Source organism: Rhizobium sp. A22-96, assembly GCF_053521805.1.
In genome coordinates, this window is the sequence record NZ_JBNWDQ010000005.1 from 591,356 (window position 1) to 617,355 (window position 26,000).

Annotated in this window: 28 protein-coding genes; 19 read left to right on the forward strand and 9 right to left on the reverse strand. The window is 60.4% G+C overall.

Annotated elements, in window-relative coordinates; translation table 11 throughout:
• Positions 1 to 134: 134 nt before the first annotated feature.
• The 6 genes from ACQZ6F_RS24400 to ACQZ6F_RS24425 all read left to right on the forward strand — a co-directional run bounded on the left by ACQZ6F_RS24400 (position 135) and on the right by ACQZ6F_RS24425 (position 6,294).
• On the forward strand, positions 135 to 1,730 hold the full coding sequence (locus ACQZ6F_RS24400) for an ABC transporter substrate-binding protein (RefSeq protein WP_077471358.1): 1,596 nt from the start codon (positions 135 to 137) through the stop codon (positions 1,728 to 1,730).
• An 88-nt stretch (positions 1,731 to 1,818) separates the two neighbouring features.
• The gene (locus ACQZ6F_RS24405; protein WP_077471359.1) at positions 1,819 to 2,823 is read left to right on the forward strand and encodes an ABC transporter permease subunit; all 1,005 of its coding nucleotides are present in this window, start codon (positions 1,819 to 1,821) and stop codon (positions 2,821 to 2,823) included.
• 9 nt (positions 2,824 to 2,832) lie between these two features.
• Positions 2,833 to 3,726 (forward strand): ABC transporter permease subunit, encoded by an 894-nt coding sequence (locus ACQZ6F_RS24410; protein ID WP_077471360.1) that lies wholly within the window; start codon positions 2,833 to 2,835, stop codon positions 3,724 to 3,726.
• Positions 3,726 to 4,742, forward strand: coding sequence for an ABC transporter ATP-binding protein (locus tag ACQZ6F_RS24415; RefSeq protein ID WP_077471361.1), 1,017 nt, complete (start codon positions 3,726 to 3,728; stop codon positions 4,740 to 4,742). The genes ACQZ6F_RS24410 and ACQZ6F_RS24415 overlap by 1 nt, the downstream gene beginning before the upstream one ends.
• Positions 4,739 to 5,692: a peptide ABC transporter ATP-binding protein gene (locus ACQZ6F_RS24420; protein ID WP_077471362.1), complete on the forward strand. Its 954-nt coding sequence runs from the start codon at positions 4,739 to 4,741 to the stop codon at positions 5,690 to 5,692. Before ACQZ6F_RS24415 ends, ACQZ6F_RS24420 begins: the two co-directional genes overlap by 4 nt.
• Before the next feature lie 74 nt (positions 5,693 to 5,766).
• The gene (locus ACQZ6F_RS24425; protein ID WP_077471363.1) at positions 5,767 to 6,294 is read left to right on the forward strand and encodes a gluconokinase; all 528 of its coding nucleotides are present in this window, start codon (positions 5,767 to 5,769) and stop codon (positions 6,292 to 6,294) included.
• A gap of 8 nt (positions 6,295 to 6,302) precedes the next feature.
• Here ACQZ6F_RS24425 and ACQZ6F_RS24430 read toward each other — a convergent pair whose 3' ends face one another.
• The 3 genes from ACQZ6F_RS24430 to ACQZ6F_RS24440 all read right to left on the reverse strand — a co-directional run bounded on the left by ACQZ6F_RS24430 (position 6,303) and on the right by ACQZ6F_RS24440 (position 9,218).
• On the reverse strand, positions 6,303 to 7,550 hold the full coding sequence (locus ACQZ6F_RS24430) for an NAD(P)/FAD-dependent oxidoreductase (protein ID WP_449094371.1): 1,248 nt from the start codon (positions 7,548 to 7,550) through the stop codon (positions 6,303 to 6,305).
• A gap of 118 nt (positions 7,551 to 7,668) precedes the next feature.
• Complete coding sequence (locus tag ACQZ6F_RS24435; RefSeq protein WP_449094417.1) at positions 7,669 to 8,166, reverse strand: isoprenylcysteine carboxyl methyltransferase family protein; 498 nt, start codon at positions 8,164 to 8,166, stop codon at positions 7,669 to 7,671.
• Positions 8,166 to 9,218, reverse strand: coding sequence for a type III polyketide synthase (locus ACQZ6F_RS24440; RefSeq protein WP_449094372.1), 1,053 nt, complete (start codon positions 9,216 to 9,218; stop codon positions 8,166 to 8,168). Before ACQZ6F_RS24440 ends, ACQZ6F_RS24435 begins: the two co-directional genes overlap by 1 nt.
• 197 nt (positions 9,219 to 9,415) lie before the next feature.
• Here ACQZ6F_RS24440 and ACQZ6F_RS24445 point away from each other — a divergent pair, with 197 nt between their 5' ends.
• From ACQZ6F_RS24445 to ACQZ6F_RS24455, 3 genes are read left to right on the forward strand one after another with little or no spacing between them, the layout of a single operon-like run.
• Positions 9,416 to 9,958, forward strand: coding sequence for a tetratricopeptide repeat protein (locus tag ACQZ6F_RS24445; protein ID WP_077471366.1), 543 nt, complete (start codon positions 9,416 to 9,418; stop codon positions 9,956 to 9,958).
• Between the two features lie 59 nt (positions 9,959 to 10,017).
• Positions 10,018 to 10,662 (forward strand): RNA polymerase sigma factor, encoded by a 645-nt coding sequence (locus ACQZ6F_RS24450; RefSeq protein WP_449094373.1) that lies wholly within the window; start codon positions 10,018 to 10,020, stop codon positions 10,660 to 10,662.
• Entirely contained in the window at positions 10,655 to 11,458 is an 804-nt protein-coding gene (locus ACQZ6F_RS24455; RefSeq protein WP_449094374.1) for an anti-sigma factor family protein, read from the forward strand. Before ACQZ6F_RS24450 ends, ACQZ6F_RS24455 begins: the two co-directional genes overlap by 8 nt.
• A gap of 84 nt (positions 11,459 to 11,542) precedes the next feature.
• Here ACQZ6F_RS24455 and ACQZ6F_RS24460 read toward each other — a convergent pair whose 3' ends face one another.
• Complete coding sequence (locus ACQZ6F_RS24460; protein ID WP_077471368.1) at positions 11,543 to 11,896, reverse strand: antibiotic biosynthesis monooxygenase; 354 nt, start codon at positions 11,894 to 11,896, stop codon at positions 11,543 to 11,545.
• A gap of 126 nt (positions 11,897 to 12,022) precedes the next feature.
• Here ACQZ6F_RS24460 and ACQZ6F_RS24465 point away from each other — a divergent pair, with 126 nt between their 5' ends.
• The 4 genes from ACQZ6F_RS24465 to ACQZ6F_RS24480 all read left to right on the forward strand — a co-directional run bounded on the left by ACQZ6F_RS24465 (position 12,023) and on the right by ACQZ6F_RS24480 (position 15,833).
• The gene (locus ACQZ6F_RS24465; protein WP_449094375.1) at positions 12,023 to 12,910 is read left to right on the forward strand and encodes a LysR family transcriptional regulator; all 888 of its coding nucleotides are present in this window, start codon (positions 12,023 to 12,025) and stop codon (positions 12,908 to 12,910) included.
• 177 nt (positions 12,911 to 13,087) lie between these two features.
• Complete coding sequence (locus ACQZ6F_RS24470) at positions 13,088 to 14,668, forward strand: Ppx/GppA phosphatase family protein (RefSeq protein WP_449094376.1); 1,581 nt, start codon at positions 13,088 to 13,090, stop codon at positions 14,666 to 14,668.
• Positions 14,665 to 15,384, forward strand: coding sequence for an RlmE family RNA methyltransferase (locus ACQZ6F_RS24475; protein ID WP_077471370.1), 720 nt, complete (start codon positions 14,665 to 14,667; stop codon positions 15,382 to 15,384). The genes ACQZ6F_RS24470 and ACQZ6F_RS24475 overlap by 4 nt, the downstream gene beginning before the upstream one ends.
• Before the next feature lie 65 nt (positions 15,385 to 15,449).
• Positions 15,450 to 15,833, forward strand: coding sequence for a VOC family protein (locus ACQZ6F_RS24480; protein WP_077471448.1), 384 nt, complete (start codon positions 15,450 to 15,452; stop codon positions 15,831 to 15,833).
• A 22-nt stretch (positions 15,834 to 15,855) separates the two neighbouring features.
• On the opposite strand, the gene ACQZ6F_RS24485 is transcribed toward ACQZ6F_RS24480, so the two are convergent.
• Positions 15,856 to 17,280, reverse strand: a complete 1,425-nt coding sequence (locus ACQZ6F_RS24485; protein WP_068396945.1) for an MFS transporter — start codon at positions 17,278 to 17,280, stop codon at positions 15,856 to 15,858.
• A 345-nt stretch (positions 17,281 to 17,625) separates the two neighbouring features.
• Between ACQZ6F_RS24485 and ACQZ6F_RS24490 the strand changes: the two genes are divergently transcribed.
• Complete coding sequence (locus ACQZ6F_RS24490; protein WP_136686769.1) at positions 17,626 to 18,498, forward strand: MBL fold metallo-hydrolase; 873 nt, start codon at positions 17,626 to 17,628, stop codon at positions 18,496 to 18,498.
• A gap of 48 nt (positions 18,499 to 18,546) precedes the next feature.
• Here ACQZ6F_RS24490 and plsY read toward each other — a convergent pair whose 3' ends face one another.
• From plsY to ACQZ6F_RS24505, 3 genes are all read right to left on the reverse strand, one after another.
• The gene (gene plsY, locus ACQZ6F_RS24495; RefSeq protein WP_077471373.1) at positions 18,547 to 19,227 is read right to left on the reverse strand and encodes a glycerol-3-phosphate 1-O-acyltransferase PlsY; all 681 of its coding nucleotides are present in this window, start codon (positions 19,225 to 19,227) and stop codon (positions 18,547 to 18,549) included.
• Between the two features lie 83 nt (positions 19,228 to 19,310).
• On the reverse strand, positions 19,311 to 19,793 hold the full coding sequence (locus tag ACQZ6F_RS24500) for a hypothetical protein (protein WP_449094377.1): 483 nt from the start codon (positions 19,791 to 19,793) through the stop codon (positions 19,311 to 19,313).
• Positions 19,790 to 20,338, reverse strand: coding sequence for a hypothetical protein (locus ACQZ6F_RS24505; RefSeq protein ID WP_449094378.1), 549 nt, complete (start codon positions 20,336 to 20,338; stop codon positions 19,790 to 19,792). The genes ACQZ6F_RS24500 and ACQZ6F_RS24505 overlap by 4 nt, the downstream gene beginning before the upstream one ends.
• A 161-nt stretch (positions 20,339 to 20,499) precedes the next feature.
• Between ACQZ6F_RS24505 and guaB the strand changes: the two genes are divergently transcribed.
• The 5 genes from guaB (at position 20,500) to ACQZ6F_RS24530 (ending at position 24,915) form a co-directional block, all read left to right on the forward strand.
• Positions 20,500 to 21,984, forward strand: a complete 1,485-nt coding sequence (guaB, locus tag ACQZ6F_RS24510; protein WP_077471375.1) for an IMP dehydrogenase — start codon at positions 20,500 to 20,502, stop codon at positions 21,982 to 21,984.
• Between the two features lie 3 nt (positions 21,985 to 21,987).
• A complete protein-coding gene (locus ACQZ6F_RS24515) occupies positions 21,988 to 22,578 on the forward strand; it encodes a hypothetical protein (protein WP_449094379.1) in 591 nt (196 codons plus the stop codon).
• A gap of 42 nt (positions 22,579 to 22,620) precedes the next feature.
• A complete protein-coding gene (locus ACQZ6F_RS24520; protein ID WP_449094380.1) occupies positions 22,621 to 23,043 on the forward strand; it encodes an MAPEG family protein in 423 nt (140 codons plus the stop codon).
• A gap of 147 nt (positions 23,044 to 23,190) precedes the next feature.
• Positions 23,191 to 24,072, forward strand: coding sequence for a dienelactone hydrolase family protein (locus tag ACQZ6F_RS24525; RefSeq protein ID WP_449094381.1), 882 nt, complete (start codon positions 23,191 to 23,193; stop codon positions 24,070 to 24,072).
• A 210-nt stretch (positions 24,073 to 24,282) separates the two neighbouring features.
• On the forward strand, positions 24,283 to 24,915 hold the full coding sequence (locus ACQZ6F_RS24530; protein WP_077471377.1) for a TetR/AcrR family transcriptional regulator: 633 nt from the start codon (positions 24,283 to 24,285) through the stop codon (positions 24,913 to 24,915).
• Between the two features lie 34 nt (positions 24,916 to 24,949).
• Here ACQZ6F_RS24530 and ACQZ6F_RS24535 read toward each other — a convergent pair whose 3' ends face one another.
• On the reverse strand, positions 24,950 to 25,903 hold the full coding sequence (locus tag ACQZ6F_RS24535; protein WP_068396924.1) for a LysR substrate-binding domain-containing protein: 954 nt from the start codon (positions 25,901 to 25,903) through the stop codon (positions 24,950 to 24,952).
• Between the last annotated feature and the right edge of the window lie 97 nt (positions 25,904 to 26,000).

The following is a 26,000-nucleotide window of genomic DNA, read 5'->3' on the forward strand; positions in this document are numbered from 1 at the left end:
TCTACAATTTGGAAAAAATTTAGGCGGCGCTTGTTGCTTTCAAACTTAAAATAAAGTTCCATCGGCGCGATCCGAATGGGAACCTATGGGGTGTCCACGGTTTCAAAAGAATAACAAATCTGGGAAACGATATCATGAAAAAGATTTCTGCCCTGCTGGCAGTGACAGCCCTGGCTTCGGTCATGGCAACGTCCGCCTGGTCGAAAACACTTGTTTATTGCTCGGAAAGCTCGCCGGAAGGCTTTGACCCGGGCCTGTACACCGGAGGCAATACTTTCGATGCCTCTTCGCGTACCGTTTACAGCCGCCTCGTCGAATTCAAGCACGGCAGCACCGAGATCGAGCCTGGCCTCGCTGAAAGCTGGACCGTTTCCCCCGACGGCAAGGAATACACCTTCAAGCTCCGCAAGGGCGTGAAGTTCCAGTCGAGCGATTCCTTCACGCCCACGCGTGACCTCAACGCCGATGACGTCATTTTCTCCATCAGCCGTCAGCTGGGCACCGACAATCCATGGGCGAAGTATGTCGCCGGCGGCTCCTATGAATATGCCGATGGCATGGGCTTCCCGAAGCTCATCAAGTCGATCGACAAGGTTGACGACCTCACGGTCAAGTTCGTCCTGAACCGTCCGGAAGCTCCGTTCCTCGCCGACCTCGCAATGGACTTCGCCTCGATCCTGTCGAAGGAATATGCAGACAAGCTGCAGGCCGATGGCAAGATGGAGCAGATGAACCAGCAGCCGCTCGGCACCGGTCCGTTCGCTTTCGTCGCCTATCAGCCGGATGCCGTCATCCGCTACAAGGCCAACGAAACCTACTTCAAGGGCAAGGAAAAGATCGACGATCTCGTCTTTGCGATCACGCCGGATGCATCCGTCCGCGCGCAGAAGCTGAAGTCCGGCGAATGCAACATCATGCCGTACCCGAACGCAGCTGACATCAAGGACCTCAAGGCCGACAAGAACCTCAAGGTTCTCGAGCAGGCCGGTCTGAACGTGTCCTACCTCGCCTACAACACGATGGTTGCTCCTTTCGACAAGGTTGAAGTCCGCAAGGCGATCAACATGGCTGTCAACAAGCAGGCCATCGTCGACGCCGTCTTCCAGGGTTCGGCCACGGTTGCAACCAACCCGATCCCGCCGACCATGTGGTCCTACAACAAGGAAGTGAAGGACGACGCCTACAAGCCGGAAGAAGCCAAGAAGCTGCTTGAAAAGGCTGGCGTCAAGGATCTCAGCATGAAGATCTGGGCGATGCCGGTGTCGCGTCCCTACATGCTGAACGCTCGTCGCGCTGCCGAGCTGATGCAGGCAGACCTTGCCAAGATCGGCGTCAAGGTCGAGATCGTTACCTATGACTGGGCTCAGTACCTGAAGCTTTCCGCCGCGAAGGACCGCGATGGCGCGGCGATCCTCGGCTGGACCGGCGACAACGGCGACCCGGACAACTTCCTTGATACGCTGCTCGGCTGCGATGCCGTCGGCGGCAACAACCGCGCACAGTGGTGCAACAAGGAATTCGACGATCTGGTGAAGAAGGCCAAGCAGACGGCTGACATCAAGGAGCGCACCAAGCTCTACGAACAGGCCCAGGTTGTCTTCAAGCGCGAAGCACCGTGGATGACCATCGACCATTCGGAAGAGTTCATCCCGATGACGAAGAATGTCTCCGGCTACCATCAGGATCCGGTTGGTGTTCACCGCTTCGACGGCGTCGATATCGCCGAATAACGAAAAATCTGTGAGAATGCCCGGCTAGGCCGGGCGACCCGGCGGTCAGGCACATTGTCTGGCCGCCGGAAAAATTTGGACAACTGTCATGTTGCGATTTCTTTTCAGCCGCCTTGCGGTCTTGATTCCGACATTCCTCGGCGTCTCAATTGTCGCCTTTTCGCTCATTCGCCTGCTTCCGGGTGATCCTGTCATGCTGCTGTCGGGCGAACGCGTCATGTCGCCGGAACGCCATGCGCAGATTTCGCATGATCTCGGCTACGACCAGCCGATGATCGTCCAGTACGGCAGATATCTCTGGAACGTCGTGCACGGCGACTTCGGCGCCTCGATCACCACCAAGCGTGACGTATTGACCGACTTCTTCACCTTCTTCCCGGCAACGCTGGAGCTATCGCTCTGCGCCATGATCCTGGCAGCCTGTCTTGGTATTCCGGCCGGTGTCTTCGCCGCCGTCAAGCGAGGTACATGGTTTGACCAGAGCGTCATGGGCGTGGCTCTTGTCGGCTTTTCCATGCCGATCTTCTGGTGGGGCTTGTTGCTGATCATCTTCTTCAGCGGCTATTTGCACTGGACGCCGGTTTCCGGCCGCATCGGCCTCATCTATTTCTTCAAGCCGATCACTGGTTTCATGCTGATCGACAGCCTGCTCTCCGGCCAGAAGGGTGCCTTCTGGTCCGCTCTCAATTCGCTCATCCTGCCGACCATCGTTCTCGGCACCATCCCGCTTGCCGTCATCGCCCGTCAGACGCGCTCGGCGATGCTGGAAGTGCTCGGTGAAGACTATGTCCGCACCGCCCGCTCGAAGGGCCTGTCGCCGCTGCGCGTCGTTTCCGTGCATGCGCTGCGCAACGCCATGATCCCCGTCATCACCACGATCGGCCTGCAGACCGGTGTGCTGCTTGGCGGCGCCATCCTGACGGAAAGCATCTTCTCCTGGCCGGGCATCGGCAAATGGATGATCGATGCCGTCACCAAGCGCGATTATCCGGTGGTGCAGGGTGGTCTGTTGCTGATTGCCGGCATTGTCATGTCCGTCAATCTCGCTGTCGACCTGCTCTACGGCTTCATCAATCCACGCATTCGTCATTAGGAGCGGCCCATGAGCACGGTTAGTGTCAAATCCGACCGCCCCTCCGCTCTTGCGGAGTTCTGGTACTATTTCTCTCGTAACAAAGGCGCTGTCATCGGTCTTGCGATCTTCGTCTTCGTTCTCTTGCTGGCGATCTTCGCCGGCGTCGTCGCACCTCATAATCCTGACGCCGCTTACGGCAGTAACCTGCAGCGCTTGCCGCCGGTCTGGGCGGAAGGCGGCAACAGCAGCTTCCTGCTCGGTACGGATGCCATTGGCCGCGATTTGCTGTCGCGCCTCATCTATGGCACGCGGTATTCGCTGTTTATCGGCCTCGTCGTCGCTTCGGTTTCCGCGATCGTCGGCGTCCTGATTGGCCTTGTCGCCGGCTATGTCCGTGGCTACACGGACACCATCATCATGCGCGTCATGGACATCATCCTCGCCGTCCCCTCGCTGCTGCTCGCCCTCGTGTTGGTGGCGATTCTCGGAGCCGGGCTCACGAATGCGATGATAGCCATCGCCATTACCTACCAGCCGCATTTCGTTCGCTTGACCCGCGCCTCGGTCATGGCGGAGCGCGACAAGGAATATGTCATCGCCTCGCGCGTCGCCGGAGCTGGGTCGTTTCGGCTGATGTTCAAGACGATCCTGCCCAACTGTCTTGGGCCGCTGATCGTGCAGGTGACGCTCGCCTTCTCGTCCGCCATTCTCGATGCGGCAGCGCTCGGCTTCCTCGGTCAGGGTGCCCAACCGCCGACGGCGGAATGGGGCACGATGCTCGCGGATTCGCGCGAATTCTTCCTAAGCAACCCTTGGCTTGTCACTTTTCCCGGTCTCTGCATCCTCATCACGGTTCTCGCCATCAATCTGATGGGCGATGGCCTGCGCGATGCCTTCGACCCGAAGCTGAAGAGGTCGTAATGGCACTTCTCGATATTGAAAATCTCACCGTTGAATTCCAGACTTCGTCCGGTCTGTTCCGGGCAGTCGACGGTGTCTCGCTCCAGTGCGACAAGGGCGAAATCCTGTCGATCGTCGGCGAATCCGGGTCCGGAAAGTCGGTCTCCATGCTCGCCATGATGGGGCTTCTGCCGTGGACGGCGAAGATCACCGCTGACCGGATGACCTTCGATGGCACGGATCTGCGTGGCATCTCCTCGCGTCAGCGCCGCAAGATCATCGGCAAGGACATGGCGATGATCTTCCAGGAGCCGATGTCGAGCCTCAATCCGTGCTTCACGGTCGGCTTCCAACTCGGCGAAACCCTGCGCATCCACATGGGCCTCGACCGCAAGGCACGGCGCGAACGCTCGATCGAGCTCTTGAACCTCGTCGGCATCCCTGCGCCGGAAGATCGCCTGTCGAACTTCCCGCACCAGATGTCGGGCGGCATGAGCCAGCGCGTCATGATCGCCATGGCGCTTGCCTGCAATCCGAAGCTCTTGATTGCCGACGAGCCGACCACCGCGCTCGACGTCACGATCCAGGCGCAGATCCTCGATCTGCTCGTGCGCCTGCAGCAGGAGCAGGGCATGGCGCTGGTGCTCATCACCCATGACATGGGCGTCGTTGCCGAAACGGCCGAGCGCGTGCAGGTGCAATATGCCGGCCAGAAGGTCGAGGAGCAGCCGGTTAAGGCCCTGTTCCGCGATCCGCATCACCCCTATACGGCGGCGCTTCTTTCGGCATTGCCGGAGCGTGCCGTGGTCGGTGAACGCCTGCCATCCATCGCCGGCGTCGTCCCCGGTCAGCATGATCGTCCGACGGGCTGTCTCTTCGCGCCGCGTTGTTCCTTTGCCACGCCGGAATGCGACAAGGGCGTTACGCGCCAGGATGTCGCTCTGGGCAGAACCCTTTGCAACTATCCGCTGGAACACGGCAAGCCGCTCGGCCATCCCGGTATTGCCGCCACGCAAGCAGCAGGAGGTGCCGCATGACCGGCGCTGTTCTCGAAGGGCGCGATCTCGCCCGTTTCTACACCGTCAAGCGCGGCAGCTTCAAACCGGAGGCGACCGTCAAGGCGCTGAACGGCGTCAGCTTCAGCCTTCAGTCGGGCCGCACGCTCGCCGTCGTTGGCGAGTCCGGTTGCGGCAAGTCGACGCTTGCCCGCCTGGTGACGATGATCGAACATCCGACGGCTGGCGAACTGCTGATTGATGGCAAGCCGGCAAAGCTCGGCGACCGCAGCCTGCGCAGCGCCGTGCAGATCGTCTTCCAGAACCCCTATGGCTCGCTCAATCCGCGCCAGAAGGTAGGCTCCATCCTTGAGGAGCCATTGAAGATCAACACTGATGACGATGCCGCCACCCGCCGCAGCAAGGCTGAGGCGATGATGGCGCGCGTCGGCCTGCGTCCGGAACATTACGACCGCTACCCGCATATGTTCTCCGGTGGCCAGCGCCAGCGCATCGCCATTGCCCGCGCCCTCATGCTGCGGCCGAAGGTGCTCGTTCTCGACGAGCCGGTTTCCGCGCTCGACCTGTCGATCCAGGCGCAGGTGCTGAACCTGTTGATGGACCTGCAGAAAGAGATGGGCCTTGCCTATCTCTTCATCTCGCACGGCCTGTCGGTGGTCCGCCACATCGCTGACGATGTCATGGTGATGTATCTCGGGCGCCCGGTCGAAACAGGCACGGCCGAAGAGGTGTTCAACCGCCCGCGCCATCCCTATACCGCCGCTCTCCTGTCTGCGACGCCCATCGCCGATCCGGAACGCGAGAAGAACCGCATCCGTCTGCAGGGCGAGCTGCCATCGCCGCTCAACCCGCCGAAAGGATGCCACTTCAACCCGCGCTGCTGGCGCGCTCAGGAGCAATGTCGGCAGGTCGAGCCGGAATTGACGGGCGAGGGAACGCATAAATTTTCCTGTTTCTTTCCGCTGGATTGATCCAAGTTGCGAATCGGGCGTGTCTGGCCAGGCCGGCCGCGCCCGATTGAATCCATTCGTTCCGGACGGTCTCCATGCGCAACAATCAAGACACTCCACTTGCCCTCATCGTCATGGGCGTGAGCGGCAGCGGTAAAACCTCGATCGGTGAGGGCGTGGCGGCCCGGCTCGGCGTGCACTTCATCGAAGGTGACGCGCTGCATCCTGCTGCCAATGTCGAGAAGATGAGCAAGGGCATTCCGCTAACCGACGAGGATCGCTGGCCGTGGCTCGAAAAGATCGGCCAGGAGATCGCCGCGAGCCTTTCCAAGGGTGAGGGGATCGCCGTCTCCTGTTCGGCGCTAAAGCGCATTTATCGCGAGCGCCTGCGGGCGGCTGCCGGCGGCCATCTCTATTTCGTCTATCTCGATGGCTCCAAGGAACTGCTGACCAAGCGCATGGGCGAGCGCAAGGGCCATTTCATGCCGGCCTCGCTATTGGAAAGCCAATTGCAGACGCTGGAAGTGCCGACCGGCGAGCCTGGCGTCGTCACCATCGATATCGACGATACGATCGACGGCATTGTCGACGCCTCCATCAAGGCTCTCGCGGCAATTCGCTAGGCTCGCGTTCAGGGCGCGAACCGGCCAGGCGCATAGGCCGAAATATCGATGAAGGGCTTCTCGCCGGTTATGAGCTCGGCGAGTACGCGGCCGGTCACGGGACCGAGTGTCAGACCGTGATGCGCATGGCCGAAGGCGAACCATAGTCCGTCATGACGTGGCGCCTTGCCGATGATCGGCATCATGTCGGGCGTGCAGGGACGGGCGCCCATCCAGGGCTCCGGATCGAGCCGTTCACCAAGCGGGAAAACACTACGAGCGACAGCCTCGGCCCGGTCGAGCTGCACCGGCGTCTTCGGCGCGTCGCGCCGCGCGAATTCGGCTCCGGTCGTCAGTCGTATGCCGCGGCTCATCGGCGCCAGCAGATAGCCGCGTTCGGCATCCAGCGTCCAGTTGTTGAGGACGGCATTGCCCTCGGCGCCATAGTGCATGTGATAGCCGCGCTTGACACCGAGCGGAAAGGCATAGCCGAAGCGCTTCGTCACCAGATCGGCCCAGGGACCGAGCGCCACGACGACATCTTCCGCTTCGATCGAGCCGTCCGCCGTCACCATTCTCCAGGCAGATCCGGCCCGTCCGAGCGAGACGGCGTCACCGGTCGTCACACGGCCGCCGATGCTCTCGAAGTAGCGGCGATAGGCTGATGTCAGCCCATGGGGATCGAGCACCGACCATGGGTCGCGCCAGCGCAGCGCACCGGCAAAGCCACCCCTGAGATGCGGCTCCGCCGCCGCCAGCTCCGCGCTTGTCAGCGCATCGTAGCCAATGCCGAATTCGTGGTTGAGGCGCTCGGCTTCGGCAAACTCCGCGTCGCGCTTTTCGTTTGTGCGGAACACCTCCACCCAGCCGTTCTTGCGGATCAGCTCTTCGGCATGCGAGGCCTCGATGAGGTCGTGATGCTCGCTGACCGAATGTTCGATCAAGGGCGCATAGGCACGCGAGATCATCTCATGACGCTTGGTGTTGGAATTCCACCAATAGCGGGCGAGGAAAGCAATCTGCGAAGGCAGGGCGCGCAGGTGATAATGCGCGTCGACGCGGTTGTTGAAGGCATAGCGCAGCAGCAGGCCGAATTGCTGTGGAAAGCCATAGGGAACCACGCCCTCGCGCTGGATGAGGCCAGCATTGCCGAAGGACGTTTCCCGGCCCGGCTCCTTCTTGTCGACGAGGAAGACCTGGCGCCCCCGCCGCTGCAGATGGATTGCCGTCGAAACGCCGACGATGCCGGCGCCGAGAACGATTGCGTCCTTTGTCATTTTACCCTGCTACCTGCATGCTCATTGCCTTGCCGCACGGCCCTCTTTTCTTGCCGGGGCCGTGAACTAAGCATCGAAAATGCCTGCCAAATTTCAGCGGCGCAAATGAAAAATGCGGTCAGGTTACACTCTGTTTCAGGCAAGCGTTTTCGGCGCGGATGCGGACGATAAGAATGATGCCGTTGAGCACGGAAAAGATCGCAGCGTAGAGCGGCATGCCGAAGGCAAGCGGCAGCGCGGCGATCTCGCCGACGACGATTGCATAATTGGGATGGCTGAGGAAACGATAGGGTCCTTTCGTCACGAGAGGCGCGCCGGGCAATATGATGATGCGCGTCGTCCAACGCTCCCCAAGCGTCGCCAGCACCCAAAGCCGCAATCCCTGCAGCAACATGAACAGGACGAACCAGAGCGGATCGACCGGCTTGCCAATGGCGAGCAACCACAGGCCGATCAGCCAGGCGGCATGCATCGCCACCATGAAAGGATAGTGCGCGCCCGCATATTCCCGAGCGCCGCGGGCAAGGAGCGCGGCGGTGTTGCGTCTGGCATAGACCAGTTCGGCGAGCCGCTGTAGCGTGACGAAACTTAGAAGCGCGATCGATGGCCAGAGCATCATGCGACCCTCCTCAGGGTAATGCAGCTCGCCGTGAACCCCGGCCCCATGGCAAGCAATGCCGAGCGCGGCGGCAATCCGGCGGCGATCGCCCGCTCCAGCACGAACAGCACCGTCGGCGACGACATGTTGCCGTAGTCGCCGATCACCTCGCGTTCGATATCGAGCAAGCCGGGCTCAAGACCAAGCGCACTCTCCAGCGCCGCAAGCACCTTGGCGCCGCCGGGATGGCAGATGAAGCGATCGACGTCGGAAAGCGAGAGCCCGGAGCGATCGAGAATGCCCGTGATGGCGGCTCTCAGATGCGTCTCGGCAAAGACGGGCAGGGATTGTTCGAGGATAATGCCGAAGCCCGTATCATCGATCTTCCAGCCCATGATGCCGAGGCTGTCGGGGAAGAGATGTTCGCCCGTCGATTCGATTTCGGCGATGCCGCCGTCTCCCGCTCTCAGGATGCATGCCGCCGCCCCATCGCCGAACAGGGCCGTGGCGATGATGTTGGGCCTCGTCAGCTCATCCAGACGGAAGGCCAGCGAGCAAAGCTCAATCGCGACGAAGAGAACCACGGCGCCCGGCCGACTCCTTGCCATCTTCGAGGCAATGGCAAGACCTGAGACGCCAGCCGCGCAGCCGAGCCCGAAGATCGGCACCCGCTCGATATCGCAGCGAAAGCCCATCTCGCCGGCGAGCCTCGCTTCAAGGCTGGGTGTCGCAACGCCGGTCGAAGACGCGGTGACGATGCAATCCACCTGATGGGCTTCCAGGCCGGCGCGTTTGAGCGCCCTTGTCGCGGTCTGCCGGAAGAGATCGGATGCGACTTCGGTATAGGCGCTCATGCGGTCCTGCCAGCCATGCGGTTGTTCGAACCAGGAAAGCGGCCGTGCCGCGTGACGCTTGCGGATGCCGGCGCTGTCGAACACACGGGCCAGATATTTGAAGTCGCGAAAGCGCTCGGAAAACAATCGGCCGGCCGTCTCCGCGGCGTCCGATTGGAGGATGATGTGGTCGGGGGTGGCGACGGCAAGGCTTAGAAGTTTGACGGTATCGATCACGGGTTTCTCCTGCGGCCCTTGGAGGGCATGCGGAGTGAAACACGCAACGATCGATATCTATTCGATGCACGGGCGGTCACGAAAGAGTGACGGTCGCCGGGGATCGGCGCGCAGAAAATATTCTCCGGCAATTCGAATAAAAGCGGCAGGCGGTGTGTTCTCTCCTCGCAACGTCCATTTTGCCAAGGAGACATTCCATGACCACCAATGCATTCCGCCTGGCTTCCATCGCCCTCGGCGCAGGCCTTGCCTTCAGCGCGTTCGCCGTTCCGGTCTTTGCAGCCGGCGACGATTCGAGCACGACGCCGACCTGCAAGAAAGGCGAGATCTACGACCAGAAGTCCAAGAAATGCGTGAAGCAGCAGGGCGCCAATATCACCGACGAAAACCGCGCCGATTATGCCTATTCGCTGGCCAAGAAGGATCATCGCTACCAGGAAGCGTTGGCGGTTCTCGATACCATGAAGAACCCGAACACGGCTGAAGCGCTGAACTATCGCGGTTATGCCACCCGCAAGCTTGGCCGCACGGATGAGGGTATTTCCTACTACACCAAGTCCGTCGCCATGGACCCGAAATACTCGCTGGTGCGCGAATATCTCGGCGAAGCCTATGTCATCAAGGGCCAGATGGACCTTGCCAAGGATCAGCTGAACACGATCAAGGCGCTCTGCGGCAACACGACGTGCGAGGAATACCGTGACCTCCACGCCGCGATCCTGAACCCGTCGAGCCTTTGAGGCCCGGTTCGGTTCACCGCTGACGACAAGCAGGGAGCTTTGCGAGGGATATGGGAGTGATGCCGGTCGCTCGTGGCGCGATTTCTGCTTATAGTCCGATAGCATCGGAGCCGCCGAAAAGGTCGGCGGCTTCCCGAAACGCTGAAGTCGCGGAGGATGCCATAGCGAGCGAAGAGGATATCAGGGCAGGCCTGTCCCAACATCTGACGCGGCTGTGGCGCTATGGCGTCGTGCTGTCGCGCCAGCGCGATGTGGCTGATGACCTCGTTCAGGCGACTTGTGTCAGAGCGCTGGAGCGAGCAGCGCAGTTTACAGCGGGCACGCGTCTGGATCGCTGGCTGTTTGCGATCCTGCATTCGATCTGGCTGAACGAGGTCCGCTCGCGCAAGGTGCGCATGGGGCAAGGCTTCGTCGATGCCGACGAGACGCTGGTCTTCGACGGTGCGCGCGAGACCGAGACGCATATTCTCGCCGGCCAGGTGTTGCAGCAGGTGCAGGCGCTGCCGGAAGCGCAGCGCACCGCGGTGTTCCTCGCCTACGTCGAAGGGCTTTCCTATCGCGAGGTGGCGGATGTCCTGGATGTGCCGATTGGCACAGTCATGAGCCGGCTGGCGGCGGCGCGGGCAAAGCTTGCCGAAGGCATGGGGGTGGCGGCGGACGGACGGTCTGCCGGAAGCGGACGACTGGGGAACGGAAATGACTGAATTGGACAAAGGACAGATGCCCGCGGACGAACTGCTCACCGCCTTCATTGATGGCGAGTTGAGCGCGGTCGACCGCGAAAGGATCGAACGACTGATCGCCGACGACGAGCGCGTGGCGGAGCGTTTTGATTTCCTGTCACGCAGTTCCTTGGCCTTCAGCGAGGCATTCGCGCCGATGCTTGCCGAGGCGCCTGCTGCGAAACTGGATGCCATGCTCGCAGCTATTCCCGCCGCGGGCGAACAGAAGGTTGGCGCCGCCGGTATCGGCCGTCGCGGTTTCCTTGCGGCTGTTGCCGCGAGCTTCGTGGCCGCCATTGCCATCGACCGCGCCGTCACGGCCATCGGCCATCGCCTGGCCAAGCCGGATGAGGATAGCGAATGGCGTGCCGTGGTTGCCGAATATCTCTCGCTCTATACGACGGATACCCTGAGCGCGCCGGCCGGTGACCGCACGCAGCAGGTAGCACAGTTGAACCAGGTCGGTTCCAAGCTTGGCCTGTCGCTGGCGCCGGAAACGGTCGCCATACCCGGTGTCGAATTCAAGCGCGCCCAGATCCTGAACTATGACAGCAAGCCGCTTGCACAGATCGCTTATCTCGATCCCGAGAGCGGTCCCATGGCGCTTTGCATCGTCCAATCCGCAAAGGGCGCGGCCGCGCCGGACATGGAAAGTCGCCGCGGCATGAATGTCGTCTACTGGTCGAGCGCCACCCATGCCTTCATGCTGATCGGCCACGCGCCGATCGACCGTATGCAGCAACTTGCAGCCGATGTGCGGAATAGGTTGGTGGCCTGAGCTGCCATCGGCGCAATCGTCACCGTTGCGCTGATGGCTTCGACCCTTACGATCGTCAGTGCTTAATCGAAAAGGCGAGAATACCTATCCTGTAATCTGACCCGGAAGCACGAGGTCGGAAACCTTATAGATGTGGAATTCGCTGTCCGAGACGGTATCGAGCTTCTTGAATTTTTCGAGAAAGGCCGGATCGGAGAAGAATTCGTCGACATTGTTCTCGTCGCGGATCGCCTCGATATTTACGACGGTCTTGCCATCAGTGCTCTTCGACAGGTTGCTCCATAGGAATCCTTCTTTCCGTTCAGCAACATAGTGCACGACATCCTGAATGATTTTGAATGCTTCCTCCTGCTTGCCCGGATGTGCGTGAATGACGTTCACGACGAACACGGTGGGCTCGGGAGCAAATTGGAATTCGGCTTTATGGGACTGGGTCATGCGATCTCCGTTCAAATGTCAGGCGGAATTTGCCGCCGCTGCGGGAGATAGCTGGCGACAAAGGCCGAAAAAATGGGCTAGTACTCCGCAGATAACGGACATAGGCGTCCGCAATTGGATCCTGCCATGGACAATATCGCTGCGTTGAATGTGTTCGTGATTGCCGCAGAAACCCGTAGTTTCGTGCGGACTGGAGAGATGCTCGGGGTTTCCTCATCGGCCGTCGGCAAGACCATGGCTCGCTTGGAGAAAAGGCTCGGCGTACGTCTGTTTCATCGAAATACCCGCAACATCGCGATCACGGCCGAGGGCATCATGTTCCTCGAGCGTTGCCGGCGCATTTTCTCCGAGATCGAGGCAGCGGAACAGGAGTTATCGCAAACCATCGCCGCGCCTCGTGGCTGGCTCCGCGTGAGCCTGCCTCTCGCCGGCATGCTTTTCATGCCGACGATTACCAAATTCATGTGCGCCTTTCCGGAGATCATGATCGATCTCGATTTTACGGATCGGTTGGTCGATGTCATCGAAGAGGGATTCGACGCCGTGGTGCGAACGGGCGACATTGCCGATAGTCGCTTGATGGTGCGAACCCTGGGACGATTTTCCCACCGTGTCGTCGGGTCAAAGGAGTATTTCGACCGCTTCGGGATTCCCCAGAAGCCGGAGGATCTTTCCGCGCACAGATGTCTTCATCACAAATACCCGTCAACTGGCAGGCTGGAGCGTTGGCCATTGCGCTATGATAGCGGGGTGGGAAAATTGGAATTGCCTGTAGCGTCGATGGCAAGCACGCTCGAGCCGCTGATCAGTATGGCCGAAGCCGGGCTTGGCATTGCCTGTCTGCCGCTCTTCACCATCGATCGCCAAATCGCGGATGGGAATCTGATCTCCATTCTGGGAGATCATGTCGAGGACGTCGGTGAATTTCGCATACTTTGGCCCTCAAGCCGTCAATTGTCTCCCAAAATACAGGCCTTTGTGAAGTTCATGGCGGAGAATTTGTTTCGGGCCTGACGATGGTCATTTGCAGTGAGAAGAGCGTCGGCAGCGGCGCAGCCGGATAGCCTAAAATGGCGCTTTTCAAAAAGAATTTGGCGAAAACCCATCCTGCTGGTATTCTCCACCCAACGAAAATCAAATGAGCGCCTGCAGCATGCCGATCGGCGTCGCGCGGTGCGGTGGAAAAGATACGTGAGTGACCCCGACAGCGGCAAAGCGCCGCAGGCAGACGGGGCGTCGGAAGCAGAGCGCAGGAAGGCTAAATCCTCCCGGCGCGCGAAGCGTAAGCGCAGCCATGGCCGCCCGAACGCTCATTCTGCAGAGGCCGGTCAGGCAAACAAGCCCGACCCGGCGGCGACGCGCCCAGCAGAGGATGAGGCCGGTTCTCCGGCGAAGAAACGTAAGCGCCGACGCCGTGCGCGTGGCGGAGCCCAGAGCGGTGGGCAGCATCCTTCCACAACACAACAGCAGACCCAGTCCGCGCCGGAACTTCGCGTTGCGGCAGATCATGGTCATGCCTCATCGCACAAGAGCGGCAAGAACCGGCGCAAGCACCGCAGCAAGCGCGGTCTGCAGGGCCGGCCGCTGGCGCATGAGAAGACGCCCCATATTGCCGCTCCCGCCAATGCCGCCGAGGCTGGTCAGCCGCAAATCCACGGCGATCATCGCCACGATCGTCAAATGCCGCCGCAACGTGAGGGACATGCGCACCAGCAGCGCGGTGAAGCCGAGTTCCGGCCTGCCGACCTCTATGCGGCGCTTGATCTGGGCACAAACAACTGCCGTCTGTTAATTGCGCAACCGACACGTCCGGGCCAGTTTCGGGTGATCGATGCGTTTTCGCGCATCGTGCGGCTGGGCGAGGGCCTTGGCGCCAGCGGACGGCTGTCGGGCGATGCCATGGACCGGGCTGTCGAGGCGCTGCGCATCTGCGCCGCCAAGCTGAAGACACGCGAGATCCGCCGCATGCGGCTGATCGCGACTGAAGCCTGCCGCGCGGCTGACAATGGCGAGGCCTTCCTCGAACGCGTGATTGCCGAAACGGGATTGCAGCTTGAGATCATCGATCGCGAGACCGAAGCACGGCTTGCCGTCTCCGGCTGCTCGTCGCTTGTCGGGCCGGAAGCGCGTTCGGTCGTGCTGTTCGATATTGGCGGCGGATCCTCCGAGATTGCCGTCATCCGCATCGGCGAAAATCGCTCCAGCCGGCTTGCCAACCATATCACGCATTGGACCTCGCTGCCGGTCGGTGTGGTGACGCTTTCCGAACGCCACGGCGGACGTGACGTGACGCCGGAGCTGTTCGAAACCATGGTCTGCGAAGTTCAGCGAATGCTCGAGCATTTCGATTGCCCGCCTGTACAGGGCGCTGCGCGCGACAGTGCCGATTTCCATTTGATCGGCACGTCAGGCACCGTGACGACGCTCGCCGGTGTCCATCTCGACCTGCCGCGCTATGACCGGCGCCGGGTCGACGGCGTCTGGCTGTCGGATGACGAGGTGAGCGCAATGCAGGCCAAGCTGCTGTCGTGGGATTTTGCCGGCCGTGCCGCCAATCCCTGCATCGGGCCTGATCGTGCCGATCTCGTGCTGGCCGGCTGTGCCATTCTGGAGGCAATTCGCCGCCGGTGGCCGAGCCCGCGTATGCGCGTTGCCGATCGTGGCCTGCGTGAGGGGCTGCTGACTGACATGATGGCGGATGATGGCGTTTGGCGGCGGGGCCGCTCGCGTCGCGGTCATCGACCGAGAGACATAAAGGGACCGCAGGCATGACCAAGCCAACCATCGCGGGCAACCGCACAGGCCGCAAGCTCGGCCAGCGCGTCAAGAAAAAGAAGCTCAAGGCCTCCTCGCGGCAGTGGCTGCATCGGCACATCAACGATCCCTATGTGCAGCGCGCCCAGCTCGAAGGTTATCGCGCCCGCGCCGCCTTCAAGCTGCTGGAGATCGACGAGAAGCACGATATTCTGAAGGGCGCCCGCCGCATCATCGATCTTGGCGCTGCACCCGGCAGCTGGTCGCAGATCGCCGCCAAGGTGACCGGATCGACCGAGGATGACATTCGTGTTGCGGCCATCGACTTTCTGGAAATGACGCCTCTGCCCGGCGTTACCGTTCTCCAGCTCGACTTCCTGGAGCCGGATGCGCCGCAGCGGCTGATCGATGCCGTCGGCGGTGCGCCTGATGTTGTCCTCTCGGATATGGCCGCGCCGACGACGGGTCATCACCGCACGGACCATCTGCGCACGATGCATCTCTGCGAAGTTGCCGCGCATTTCGCCGTCGAAGTGCTGGCGGAAGGCGGGCATTTCCTTGCCAAGACCTTCCAGGGGGGCACCGAGCGCGATCTTTTGACATTCCTGAAGCAGAATTTCCGCCAGGTCGTTCACATGAAGCCGGGCGCATCCCGAGCCGAATCGGTCGAAATGTTCCTGCTGGCAAAGGGCTTCAAGGGACGCAAGGCCGAAGAGGAAGTAACCGAGGCTTGATCTGGCTGTCTTTTTCGTCGGATGATGCCCGCTCCCAAGGCATCGCAGACGAAAAAGACTCAATCATGCTCCTCTACGTAACGCTCGGTTCTAACGACATTCCACGCGCGCAAGCGTTTTATGACGCTGTTCTGCCCGTGCTCGGCTACCGACGCCAGCGCGAATCGGATGAGGAAATCGGCTATGCCGCTGATGGCGATACCCGTTGCCGGTTCTGGGTGGTCGTGCCCTACAATCACCGGGCGGCAACGATCGGCAATGGCTCGATGGTTGCCTTGCATGCGGAAAGCCGCGCCGATGTCGACGCCTTCCATGCTGCGGCCTTGGCCCACGGCGGCACGGATGAGGGCAAGCCCGGCCTGCGCTCGTTCCACGCCAATTTCTATGCGGCTTACATCCGCGATCCCGATGGCAACAAGCTGAGCGCCGTCTGCGAGAGACCGGAATAGGTCCGGTTGCTCTACGGCATCATCATTTGACGACGGGTTGCTGCACCTGCGGTGTGGCGACGCGCTTCAGGCCAGCCTTGTGACCCGAGACCATGGCGCCGGCGTTGCGATCCATCCGGATGAAGGGAATGGTGGCGATCACCGTCAGCGCCGAGATGCAGAAGAATGCAATGTGGAAATCGATGACCTGCAATTCCGCGCCGCGGAAGAAGGTGGAGGTTTCCAGGATCATGGCGGCAACCGCCACGCCGAGCGCCAGGCTGATCTGCTGCATGACGGAACTCATCGACGTCGCCTGGCTGGCCTGCTTGTCACTGATATCGGCAAAGGCGAGCGCATTGACGCCGGTGAAGAAGAAGGACCGCGAGAAGCCGCCGACCAACAGCACGGCAATGATGATGAGATGCGGCGTCCACGGCTGGAAGAGCCCGGTCGAGATCGTGGTAATTGTCGTGACGGCCGCGGCCGAAAGCAGCGCGGTCTTGAAGCCGACGGCGGTAAAGACCCGGCGTGCGATGAATTTGGTGCTGATCGCGCCGATCGCGCCGGCAAAGGTGATCAGCCCCGACTGGAACGGGTTGAGGCCGAAGCCGAGCTGTAGCATCAGCGGCGTCAGGAACGGCATGGCGCCGATGCAGATGCGGAAGAGCGTACCGCCCGTCACCGAGGCGCGGAAGGTTGCGTTTTTCAGAAGCGACAGATCGAGGATCGGCGCCGGGTGGCGGCGCGCATGGCCGATATAAAGGAAGCCGCAGATGAAGCCGGTGACGACGGCCGAGATACCGATATAGGGCGGCAGCGCTGGCAGGCTGATGACGGACATGCCGAAGACGACGCCCGCCGCCGCGAAGGAAGTCAGCAGAAAGCCGACGACATCGAGCTTCGGCGGCCTGGTTGCCTCGACTTCCGGCAGAAATATCGAGGACAGGATGACGCCAAGAATGCCGACCGGCACGTTGATCAGGAAGATCCAGTGCCAGGAGGCATAGGTGGTGATGAAGCCGCCAAGCGGTGGGCCGGCAAGCGGGCCGACAAGCGCCGGAATGGACAGCAGTGCCATCGCCGAGACCAGATCACTCTTTTGCGTGGTGCGCACCAGCACAAGTCGTCCGACCGGCGTCATCATCGAGCCGCCGACGCCCTGCAGGAAGCGGGCAAAGACGAATTCCAGCAGGCCGCCGGAGAAGGCGCACATAATGGAACCGATGACGAAGACGCAGATAGCGATGCGGAAAATGTTCTTCGCGCCAAAGCGATCTGCCATCCAGCCGCTGATCGGGATGAACACCGCCAGCGACACCATGTAGGAGGTGAGAGCCAGTTTCAGGGTGATCGGGCCGACATGGAGATCGTTGGCAATTGCCGGCAGCGCCGTCGCAATGACCGTGGAATCCATCTGTTCCATGAAGAGGGCTACGGCGAGGATCAAAGGAACGATGCGGTTCATAGGCGCTTGCCCTGATGGCTTTATCTTCGGGAAGGCTTCCGTCCTTCGGGCGGTTAGCCGCTCTGTAGTCCTATGCGAGGCCGCTGCCAATCCCGGATTCTGCTCCGTGCGCGCCTGAAGATCACGTCTTCGTGATACCTGTCGACGCACGCAGTGGAAAGCAGGATTTGACATATGCTAAGAGCATGGAAATGCTAAACGCATAAAACGTTGCCGGTGTATTAGCGGAATTGGATAGCATTGTCATGATCAAATTATCGGTCGGGCAGGATCATATTCCCTGCCGTTGCTGCCGGCTGCGATGATAGGCGCAGCTTACGCTGCCCCAATACAAGGAGTGAGACTATGACCGCTGTTCTGCCCCCGGACACGCATCAGTTCAAATTGGGATCCTGCACTGTCACCGTCGTCAAGGACGGCGCCAATGTCATGGACAACCCCTGGGAAACCTTCGGCACGAACCAGTCGCCCGATACGGTCCGCAAGCTGCTTGAGCAGAATTTCCTGCCGACAGAAAAGTTTGTGAACAGCTATGCACCGGCCATCATCGAAACCGGCTCCGACCTGATCGTCGTCGATACCGGTTTCGGCGCTGCGGGTCGTGCGCGCGGCATGGGCCGCCTTCGTGACGGCTTGAAGGCCGTTGGCTATGCGCCAGAGCAGGTGACGATCGTCGCCTTGACGCATCTGCATGGAGATCATATCGGCGGTATGCTGGAAGACGGCGCTCCCGCCTTTCCGAATGCCCGCTATGTGACGGGCGAGATCGAATATGGCTTCTGGACGGACAAGGCGCGCGAAGGCACGCCGGCAGAAGGTGGCCACAAGGCCGTGCTCGCCAATGTCGTGCCTTTCGCCGAGAAGATGACCTTCCTCAAGGACGGTGATCAGATCGTCAGCGGCATGACCGCCATGCTGGCTCCGGGCCATACGCCTGGTCATCTCGTCTTCCACCTCGAATCGGATGGCAAGCAGCTGGTCATGACCGGCGATACCGCCAATCATTATATCCTGTCGATCGGTCGTCCGGATTGGGAAGTTCGTTTCGATGTGGACAAGGCACAGGGCGCCAAAACCCGCCGGCGGATCTTCGACATGATTGCCGCCGACCGCATTCCCTTCCTCGGCTTCCACATGCCTTTCCCGGCCGTGGGCTTCGTCGAAAAGCAACAGGAAGGCTTCCGCTACATTCCGAAAAGCTATCAGTTCGATCTGTGAGCTAGTCGAGGCAGCAGGGGTCGCACATGCTAAGAGTGCGGCCTCGTTTTAATTCCGAGCCACCGCACTTTGCCCAAGGCGAGGTTCTGTTCCCGCCAACAGCCGCTGAATGTTGGCGCGATGGCGTATTATGACATAGAGGCCGCCCGCAATGACCAGCAACCGGTAAGGCAACGGTTGCTCCAAGCTGCTGATGAGGGCGATGGCAGTCAATGCAGCCAGGATCGACCCTAGAGAAACGATCCGAAATATGGCGAGCATAATCCCAAAAACCGCGAGGGCGCCCAAGCCGACCGGCCAAGCGATCGCCAGCAACAGGCCCAATCCGGTCGCGACGGACTTGCCGCCTCTAAAATTCAACCAGATCGGCCGGCTATGCCCCAGCAATACGGCGAGCCCGGCCAAGCAAACCGCCCAGGGCACCCAGGCTTGTAAATTTTGAGGATCAAGCGCAGTCGGCAACGAGACGAATGAAAACGTGTCGAGCCAAGGATAGAACCAACGGGCAAAGATGATCGCTCCGGCGCCCTTCAATATGTCGATCAAGAGCACCACCAATGCGGGCCATTTCCCGAGGATTCGCAACACATTTGTTGCGCCGGTGGATTTGGAGCCATGCTCGCGAAGATCGATGCCTTTAAGCAGTTTTCCCGCCAGATAGCCTGTTGGCAGGGAGCCGAAGAGATAGGCGACCGCCAATCCAATCATGCTCGCTATCCAGAACGTCATAGATGTCACCTCGTCTATGTCTCTAACGGTTGGCGATCACGTGCCGGAATCGCGATGTCGCAAATTCTTCAATTGCGCAACGATCACGACCGCACAAGCTTGAGAGTGCATTCGAGCGCACTCTGCATCGTTGCCCGTAACCTTAGTGTGGACGGAGTTTCGTTACCGTTGAGGGCGTGACCATGTCCGGCCATCAGGTCCAACAGAAGGACGCTTGTGTAAAGGCGAAAAAGCTGGTCGTCGGCATGCCCGGCGTGCCGAAGCCATGCAGAGACATAACTCACAGGGCCGCCATAAGCCATCAAAGCGGCCAGCGTCAAAGCGGCGGGATAACGTGGATCGCCAAAGCAAAGATCATCTACATCGACAATGCCGCTAAACACACCTTCCGGCGTCACAATCACATTCTTTGTCGTGGTGTCATGCAGGAAAGGCGTTGCTTTAATCCTGTCGATTTCTCCCAGTCTGGCAGTGACTTCATTTTGCACCACATCAACCAACTCAACGTCAAACAGTCCAGTAGACTGAATTCGCGCGCGAGAACGGGCAAGGTTGGCAAATATCACCTGCGACCATCTGTCGTGTGGCGCTTGCTCCGGGCGCGCGGCATAGCCGTAGCGCCCTGCGGAAACCGTTTTTGCGGTGTGACCTGAGCATGCGCCACTCTCGAAGCTATATCGTTCAGCGTTTCCTCCGTCAGACCCGAGATGACTGAACCCAGGTCCGTTCCGCGAAAACGCTCTAGCAGAAGCCAAGGAAACTCCGCGTCAATATCTACGGCTAGAATGGAGGGAAGTGGCACACCTTGGGGTCGCAGGAGTCCGGAAAGATAAATTGCTCCAGCCATCTCCGCCCGGGCGACCGGATCACCGATGCGCACGACGGCTGGTGGACGGTCGGCAAACTGAAGGTCGAAAACATAGTGCTGTGTCCCGGTCTTGAACCGCCGGACGGCAACCGGGGTGCAGCCAAGGGCTTGCGCCGCGATTGCCGCGGCAAGTTGGGCATTCGGTGTTTGCTTTTGGACCATCGCGAAACAAGCCTTTCCAGGCGATCGTGCTTCAGAGCAATGTGCATGAAAATATTTCAACGCGAAGATCAGATTCATCATTGAGGCTGAGGGTCAGCATATCTGCCCTTCGCTTTTAGCTATTCACTTCCTGTCATAGACGTGTTACCAGCCCTCGCCAACTTCCAAGCAACACTTGCAAGATCGCCCGGTAGACGATTCGTTCCGGGCTTTCCTGTTTTTCACAGACGAAGGAATTGGCCATGGCACGCATTATTGAAACGCCGACCGGGTTGGATGCTCTCACATTCGACGACGTGCTCCTGCAGCCGGGACACTCCGAGGTCATGCCCGGCCAGACGAATGTCGCCACTCGCATCGCCCAAGATATCGATCTTAACCTGCCGATCATTTCAGCGGCAATGGATACGGTGACCGAAAGCCGTTTGGCGATCGCCATGGCCCAGGCCGGCGGTATCGGCGTTATCCACCGCAATCTGACGCCGGTGCAGCAGGCCGAAGAGGTTCGCCAGGTCAAGAAGTTCGAAAGCGGCATGGTGGTCAATCCGGTGACCATCGGTCCGGACGCTACGCTTGCCGAAGCACTCGCCTTGATGAAGGCGCACGGCATCTCCGGCATTCCGGTCGTCGAAAAGAGCCATCGCCTCGTCGGCATCCTCACCAATCGCGATGTCCGTTTCGCTTCCGACCCCTCGCAGAAAATCTACGAATTGATGACCCGCGAGAATCTCGTGACGGTCAAGGATGGCGTACAGCAGCAGGAAGCCAAGCGCCTGCTCCACACGCATCGTATCGAAAAGCTGCTCGTCGTCGACGGCGATAGCCGTTTGGTCGGCCTGATCACCGTCAAGGACATCGAGAAGTCGCAGCTCAATCCGAACGCTTCCAAGGATGCGCAGGGCCGCCTGCGCGCTGCCGCCGCCATCAATGTCGGCGACGATGGTTTCGAGCGTGCCGAACGCCTGATCGAGGCCGGAGTCGATCTCCTGGTCGTCGACACCGCCCACGGCCATTCGCAGCGCGTTCTCGATGCCGTCGCCCGCGTCAAGAAGCTTTCCAATTCCGTCCGTATCATGGCCGGCAACGTTGCCACCTATGACGGCACGCGCGCGCTGATCGATGCCGGCGCCGATGCAGTCAAGGTCGGTATCGGCCCCGGTTCGATCTGCACCACCCGTATCGTTGCCGGTGTTGGCGTGCCGCAGCTTGCCGCTATCATGTCGGCGGTCGAAGCGGCGCGGGAACAGAATATCCCTGTCATCGCCGATGGCGGCATCAAGTTCTCCGGCGACCTTGCCAAGGCGATCGCCGCCGGAGCATCGGCTGTCATGATCGGCTCGCTGCTTGCCGGCACGGATGAAAGCCCCGGCGAAGTCTTTCTTTACCAGGGCCGCTCCTTCAAGGCCTATCGCGGCATGGGCTCCGTCGGTGCCATGGCGCGCGGCTCGGCCGACCGCTATTTCCAGGCAGAGGTTCGCGACACCTTGAAGCTCGTTCCGGAAGGCATCGAAGGCCAGGTTCCCTATAAGGGTCCGGTTGCCGGCGTGCTGCACCAGCTCGCAGGCGGCCTCAAGGCGGCCATGGGTTATGTCGGCGGCGCCGATCTCAAGCAGTTTCAGGAGCGCGCAACCTTTGTGCGCATCTCCGGCGCGGGCCTGCGCGAAAGCCACGCCCATGACGTCACCATCACCCGCGAAAGCCCGAACTATCCGGGCGCAGGCGCCTGATCGATGGACGATCGCGCTCAGGGCAATGCCAGGTCCTTGCAGGGCCTGGCGGCGATCCTTGCGGCTCTCTGCCTGGCATTGTTTGCCTGGATCCAGGCCGGCTTCGTCGCCGCCTTCAGCAATGCCGCGGCCGGTCAGCGCATGCTCGACGTTCGCATCGAGGGCTATGAGCAGGCTGATGTCATCGCCATGCTGGGTTACCTGAAGGATCATCCCGATCCGGCGATGATCCTTCATTCCATGTATCTCGGGCCGGAGCTGGTCTTTCCGCTGATGCTGGCCGGCCTTCTATTCTGCCTGCTGCGGCTGATCGGCCCCGGCGGCGCTTTTTTCGGCCGGCCGATCCCGCCGGGCGCAACCACCGTCATTTTCTGCCTGCCGATCTTTTATGCGCTCGTCGATTATGCCGAGAATATCGCCGGCCTGATGCTGTATCCGCCGGCCACGCCGTCGGACGCGACCGTGACACTGCTGTCGAGCGCGCTGCCGATCATCGTAAGGCTGAAGTTTCTGACATTGATCGTCATTGTTATTCTTCTGGCCCGGTTCGCGATTTTTCGCTACCTCTCGCGGGACGGCTCCGAGCCGTCCTGATCGACCGTTTCGGCTTTCGGAAATCCCAAAGGAGTTGATGGCGTGACAGGCTATGAAATGTTCTGGCCCATGGTGGCGCATGCGGTGCTTGTCTTCGTTCTCTACGCGCTTTTGGGGTTGCGTCGCCATACGCTGGTAAAGGCTGGCCGGATCAGGATCTCGCAATTTCGCGAGAACCACGCCGCCGACGAACCGGCGGAAAGCCTGGTGGTGCGCAACAGCATCGCCAATCAGTTCGAGTTACCCTTGCTCTTCCATGCCTGCTGCATCGTGCTCTACGTCACCCAGGCGGACAACTTGCCGGCGGTGATCCTTGCCTGGCTTTTCGTCGCTACGCGCTATGCGCATGCCTTCGTGCATGTGACCAGCAATAACCTGCGCTATCGCAGTTCGCTTTTTGCCCTCGGCTTCATAGTGCTCGCCTGCATGTGGATCTGGCTTGGCGTCTGGCTCGCCTTCTCCTGACCGGCGTGCGTTTCTGCGGGGAGCAACCTGCAGTAACGTAATCGTGTTCTTCCTTTACCCCGCCCCTGCGCCCCTTTGACCTATCTTGTCTGCGGGTGGTCTGGCGCATGGCGTGGGCTGCCGGGGAAAAATGGGGAGAACAACATCATGAGCACGGAAAAGCCAATCGTGACGCAGGCGATGATCAACGCCTATGACGAATATACGCACCTGACGCTCGATCGCCGGGGTTTCATGGAAAAGCTGACGAAGCTTGCGGGTTCGGCGGGAGCCGCTGCCGCCATTGCGCCGCTGCTTGCGGCCAACACGGCCAGCGCGGAAGTCATTGCCGCCGATGACGGCCGGGTGGAGTCAAAGGATGTCACCTATGCCGGCAGCAAGGGCGAGATGAAGGCCTACCTTGCCCGTCCCAAGGATGCGGCCGGCAAGCTCGGTGGCGTCATCATCATCCACGAAAACCGCGGTCTCAATCCTCATATTCGCGATGTCGCCCGCCGGGTAGCGCTGGAAGGCTTCGTCGCCCTGGCACCGGATTTCCTGTCGCCGCTCGGAGGCACGCCTGGTGATGAGGACAAGGCGCGCGACATGTTCACCAATCTCGACCCTACATTGACGGCTGAGAATGCCGAGGCGAGCCTGACCTACCTCGCCAAGCTCGATGGGACCAACGGCAAGGTTGGTGCAATCGGCTTCTGCTGGGGCGGTGGTCTTGTCAATCGTTTCGCGACCATCTCGCCCGAGTTGAAGGCAGGCGTCGCCTATTACGGCGCGCAGCCGCAGGCGAGTGCTGTTCCCAATATCAAGGCGGCGCTGCTGTTGCACTATGCCGGCCTCGACGATCGCATCAACGCCGGTATCGATGCCTATCGCAAGGAGTTGCAGGCGGGTGGCAAGACCTTTGAAATTTTCGTCTATGACGGCGTCAACCATGCCTTCAACAACGACACATCCTCTGCCCGCTATGACAAGAAAGCGGCCGATCTTGCCTGGGGCAGGACCGTGGAATTCTTGAAGAAGTACGTGTCCTGAAACGATATAAACCAGCATCTCCAGCGCGTCGGCCATGTGGTTGATTACGGGGCCGAAACTATGTTTCGGCCCTATTTGCGGAGTTCGTTGCCGGCTCCTAAGTAATGATTAAAATTGAACTTTTCCCGTTTACGCGCATTGAACGCGTCTAGTGTCATAGCGTCTCCCGCGCTTGAGCGCCGTTCAGTATGATAATGAAACGGGAAGAGAATGAATCCGGAAAAGCCTGACCGCGTCACGTTCCGAAAACGACCACAGCAGGAGCGCAGCATCCAACGTGTCGATGCGATCCTCTCGGTCGCCGCTGCGCTGATCGCCGAGAAGGGCGTGAGTGCGATGAAGATGACGGAGCTCGCCGCCGTCGCGGGAATTCCCATCGGCTCGGTCTATCAATATTTTCCGGACAAGGCCGCTATCGTCGGTGCCCTGCTGGACCGGCATTCCAGGCGTATCCAGCAAAAAGTAGAAGAAGCCTTTTCCACGGTGACGTCGCTCAATGATGCCATCGAACTCGCCTGCGGTATGATCGATTGGTATTACAGCGAATTTCGCAGCGATCCGGCCTATCTCGGCGTCTGGCTCGGGACGGATATAGACAGGGATATCCTGCGGCTCAACATCCAGCACAGCAATCGCGTCGCCGAAATATTCCTCGCGAGCATTCAATCCTTCCTGCCGGCCGAAAGCCGCATCGACCTGAAAGCGCGCACGCAACTCTTCAGCCATCTGATCGGCGCGTCGGTGCGTTTTGCCATCATGAGCGATGACGACATGGCACGGCGGATGCTGCACGAATGGAAGCAGGTGATCCGCGTCACGCTGCTGGCTGAGCCTGCGCCATAAGCACGGCGAGGGTGATTGACCTCGAGGTGGCGGCTTACCAGCCGGGCAGAATATGCCCGGCACGCAGCCGCGGATATTGGCGCGTATAGGTCTTCACCTCGCCATCGAGATCGTCATCCACGGCAGCCGGCGTGATGTTGTCAAGGCACGCCGAGATATGAGCGGTGATAGCGTTCATCAGCGACGCAGACAGGCCGGCGCGCTTCATGATGCCGATCTGCACCGGGGGCAGGGGCGGGAAACCGTCGGCCTGGGTCAGCACCTTCATGCCGGTTCGGAGCGCCGATTCAGGCATGACCGAAACCGCCATGCCGGCCAGCACGGCTGCTGCGACAACGGTACAGGACCAGCTGGTGAAGAGGATCTGATAGTCGCGGCCGCCGGCATCAAGCGCTGAACAGGCAAGCTGGCGCCACTGGCAGTCGCGTCGCCCAACGGCGAGCGGAATGGGGGCATCGTCGCGCAGAGGATGGTTGGCCGAGCCGACCCAGCAGAGCGGCTCGGTCCGAACGACATCAGACATTCTCTCGCGCGGATTGTGGGTGACGAGCGCGATATCGAGCTCGCCGCGATGCATGCGCTCGGCAAGATCGACGGAGGGCTCGCAGACGATATAAAGCTCGACATTCGGATGCGTCTTGGCGAAGCGGCCGATGATCTCGGGCATATAGCGATCGGCATAATCGTCCGGCGTACCGATGCGCAACGTGCCCTCGAGGCGGTTGTCATCGAAGGCGGCCATCGCCTCGTTGTTCAGGCGGATGATGCGGCGGGCATAGTTCAGCAGCTTTTCGCCTTCGGCCGTCAGGCGGTTGCCGCGGCCATCCTTGATGAAAAGCTGCTTGCCGACGCGCTCTTCCAGCCGGCGCATTTGCATGGAAACGGCAGACTGCGTCTTGAATACCCGGTCGGCGGCCTTGGTGAAGCTGCCGGAATCCACGATTGCGATGAAGGTCTGCAATTGATCGAGGTCAAGCGGGGCTGACATGAGCTCACCTATAAAAGAGTTTGATAGTTATCATTAGAAACATTCGTTGGACTGATCAATAGGGCTTTGGCATCTTCTGGATGCAATTCAGCATACC

What these genes read in the sequence shown, in the direction of transcription:
- ACQZ6F_RS24400 (WP_077471358.1), top strand. Translation starts at nt 135, where the DNA reads ATGAAAAAGATTTCTGCCCTGCTGGCAGTGACAGCCCTGGCTTCGGTC.
- ACQZ6F_RS24405 (WP_077471359.1), top strand. Translation starts at nt 1,819, where the DNA reads ATGTTGCGATTTCTTTTCAGCCGCCTTGCGGTCTTGATTCCGACATTC.
- ACQZ6F_RS24410 (WP_077471360.1), top strand. Translation starts at nt 2,833, where the DNA reads ATGAGCACGGTTAGTGTCAAATCCGACCGCCCCTCCGCTCTTGCGGAG.
- ACQZ6F_RS24415 (WP_077471361.1), top strand. Translation starts at nt 3,726, where the DNA reads ATGGCACTTCTCGATATTGAAAATCTCACCGTTGAATTCCAGACTTCG.
- ACQZ6F_RS24420 (WP_077471362.1), top strand. Translation starts at nt 4,739, where the DNA reads ATGACCGGCGCTGTTCTCGAAGGGCGCGATCTCGCCCGTTTCTACACC.
- ACQZ6F_RS24425 (WP_077471363.1), top strand. Translation starts at nt 5,767, where the DNA reads ATGCGCAACAATCAAGACACTCCACTTGCCCTCATCGTCATGGGCGTG.
- ACQZ6F_RS24430 (WP_449094371.1), bottom strand. Translation starts at nt 7,550, where the DNA reads ATGACAAAGGACGCAATCGTTCTCGGCGCCGGCATCGTCGGCGTTTCG.
- ACQZ6F_RS24435 (WP_449094417.1), bottom strand. Translation starts at nt 8,166, where the DNA reads ATGCTCTGGCCATCGATCGCGCTTCTAAGTTTCGTCACGCTACAGCGG.
- ACQZ6F_RS24445 (WP_077471366.1), top strand. Translation starts at nt 9,416, where the DNA reads ATGACCACCAATGCATTCCGCCTGGCTTCCATCGCCCTCGGCGCAGGC.
- ACQZ6F_RS24450 (WP_449094373.1), top strand. Translation starts at nt 10,018, where the DNA reads ATGCCGGTCGCTCGTGGCGCGATTTCTGCTTATAGTCCGATAGCATCG.
- ACQZ6F_RS24455 (WP_449094374.1), top strand. Translation starts at nt 10,655, where the DNA reads ATGACTGAATTGGACAAAGGACAGATGCCCGCGGACGAACTGCTCACC.
- ACQZ6F_RS24460 (WP_077471368.1), bottom strand. Translation starts at nt 11,896, where the DNA reads ATGACCCAGTCCCATAAAGCCGAATTCCAATTTGCTCCCGAGCCCACC.
- ACQZ6F_RS24465 (WP_449094375.1), top strand. Translation starts at nt 12,023, where the DNA reads ATGGACAATATCGCTGCGTTGAATGTGTTCGTGATTGCCGCAGAAACC.
- ACQZ6F_RS24475 (WP_077471370.1), top strand. Translation starts at nt 14,665, where the DNA reads ATGACCAAGCCAACCATCGCGGGCAACCGCACAGGCCGCAAGCTCGGC.
- ACQZ6F_RS24480 (WP_077471448.1), top strand. Translation starts at nt 15,450, where the DNA reads ATGCTCCTCTACGTAACGCTCGGTTCTAACGACATTCCACGCGCGCAA.
- ACQZ6F_RS24485 (WP_068396945.1), bottom strand. Translation starts at nt 17,280, where the DNA reads ATGAACCGCATCGTTCCTTTGATCCTCGCCGTAGCCCTCTTCATGGAA.
- ACQZ6F_RS24490 (WP_136686769.1), top strand. Translation starts at nt 17,626, where the DNA reads ATGACCGCTGTTCTGCCCCCGGACACGCATCAGTTCAAATTGGGATCC.
- plsY (WP_077471373.1), bottom strand. Translation starts at nt 19,227, where the DNA reads ATGACGTTCTGGATAGCGAGCATGATTGGATTGGCGGTCGCCTATCTC.
- ACQZ6F_RS24505 (WP_449094378.1), bottom strand. Translation starts at nt 20,338, where the DNA reads ATGATGAATCTGATCTTCGCGTTGAAATATTTTCATGCACATTGCTCT.
- guaB (WP_077471375.1), top strand. Translation starts at nt 20,500, where the DNA reads ATGGCACGCATTATTGAAACGCCGACCGGGTTGGATGCTCTCACATTC.
- ACQZ6F_RS24515 (WP_449094379.1), top strand. Translation starts at nt 21,988, where the DNA reads ATGGACGATCGCGCTCAGGGCAATGCCAGGTCCTTGCAGGGCCTGGCG.
- ACQZ6F_RS24525 (WP_449094381.1), top strand. Translation starts at nt 23,191, where the DNA reads ATGAGCACGGAAAAGCCAATCGTGACGCAGGCGATGATCAACGCCTAT.
- ACQZ6F_RS24530 (WP_077471377.1), top strand. Translation starts at nt 24,283, where the DNA reads ATGAATCCGGAAAAGCCTGACCGCGTCACGTTCCGAAAACGACCACAG.
- ACQZ6F_RS24535 (WP_068396924.1), bottom strand. Translation starts at nt 25,903, where the DNA reads ATGTCAGCCCCGCTTGACCTCGATCAATTGCAGACCTTCATCGCAATC.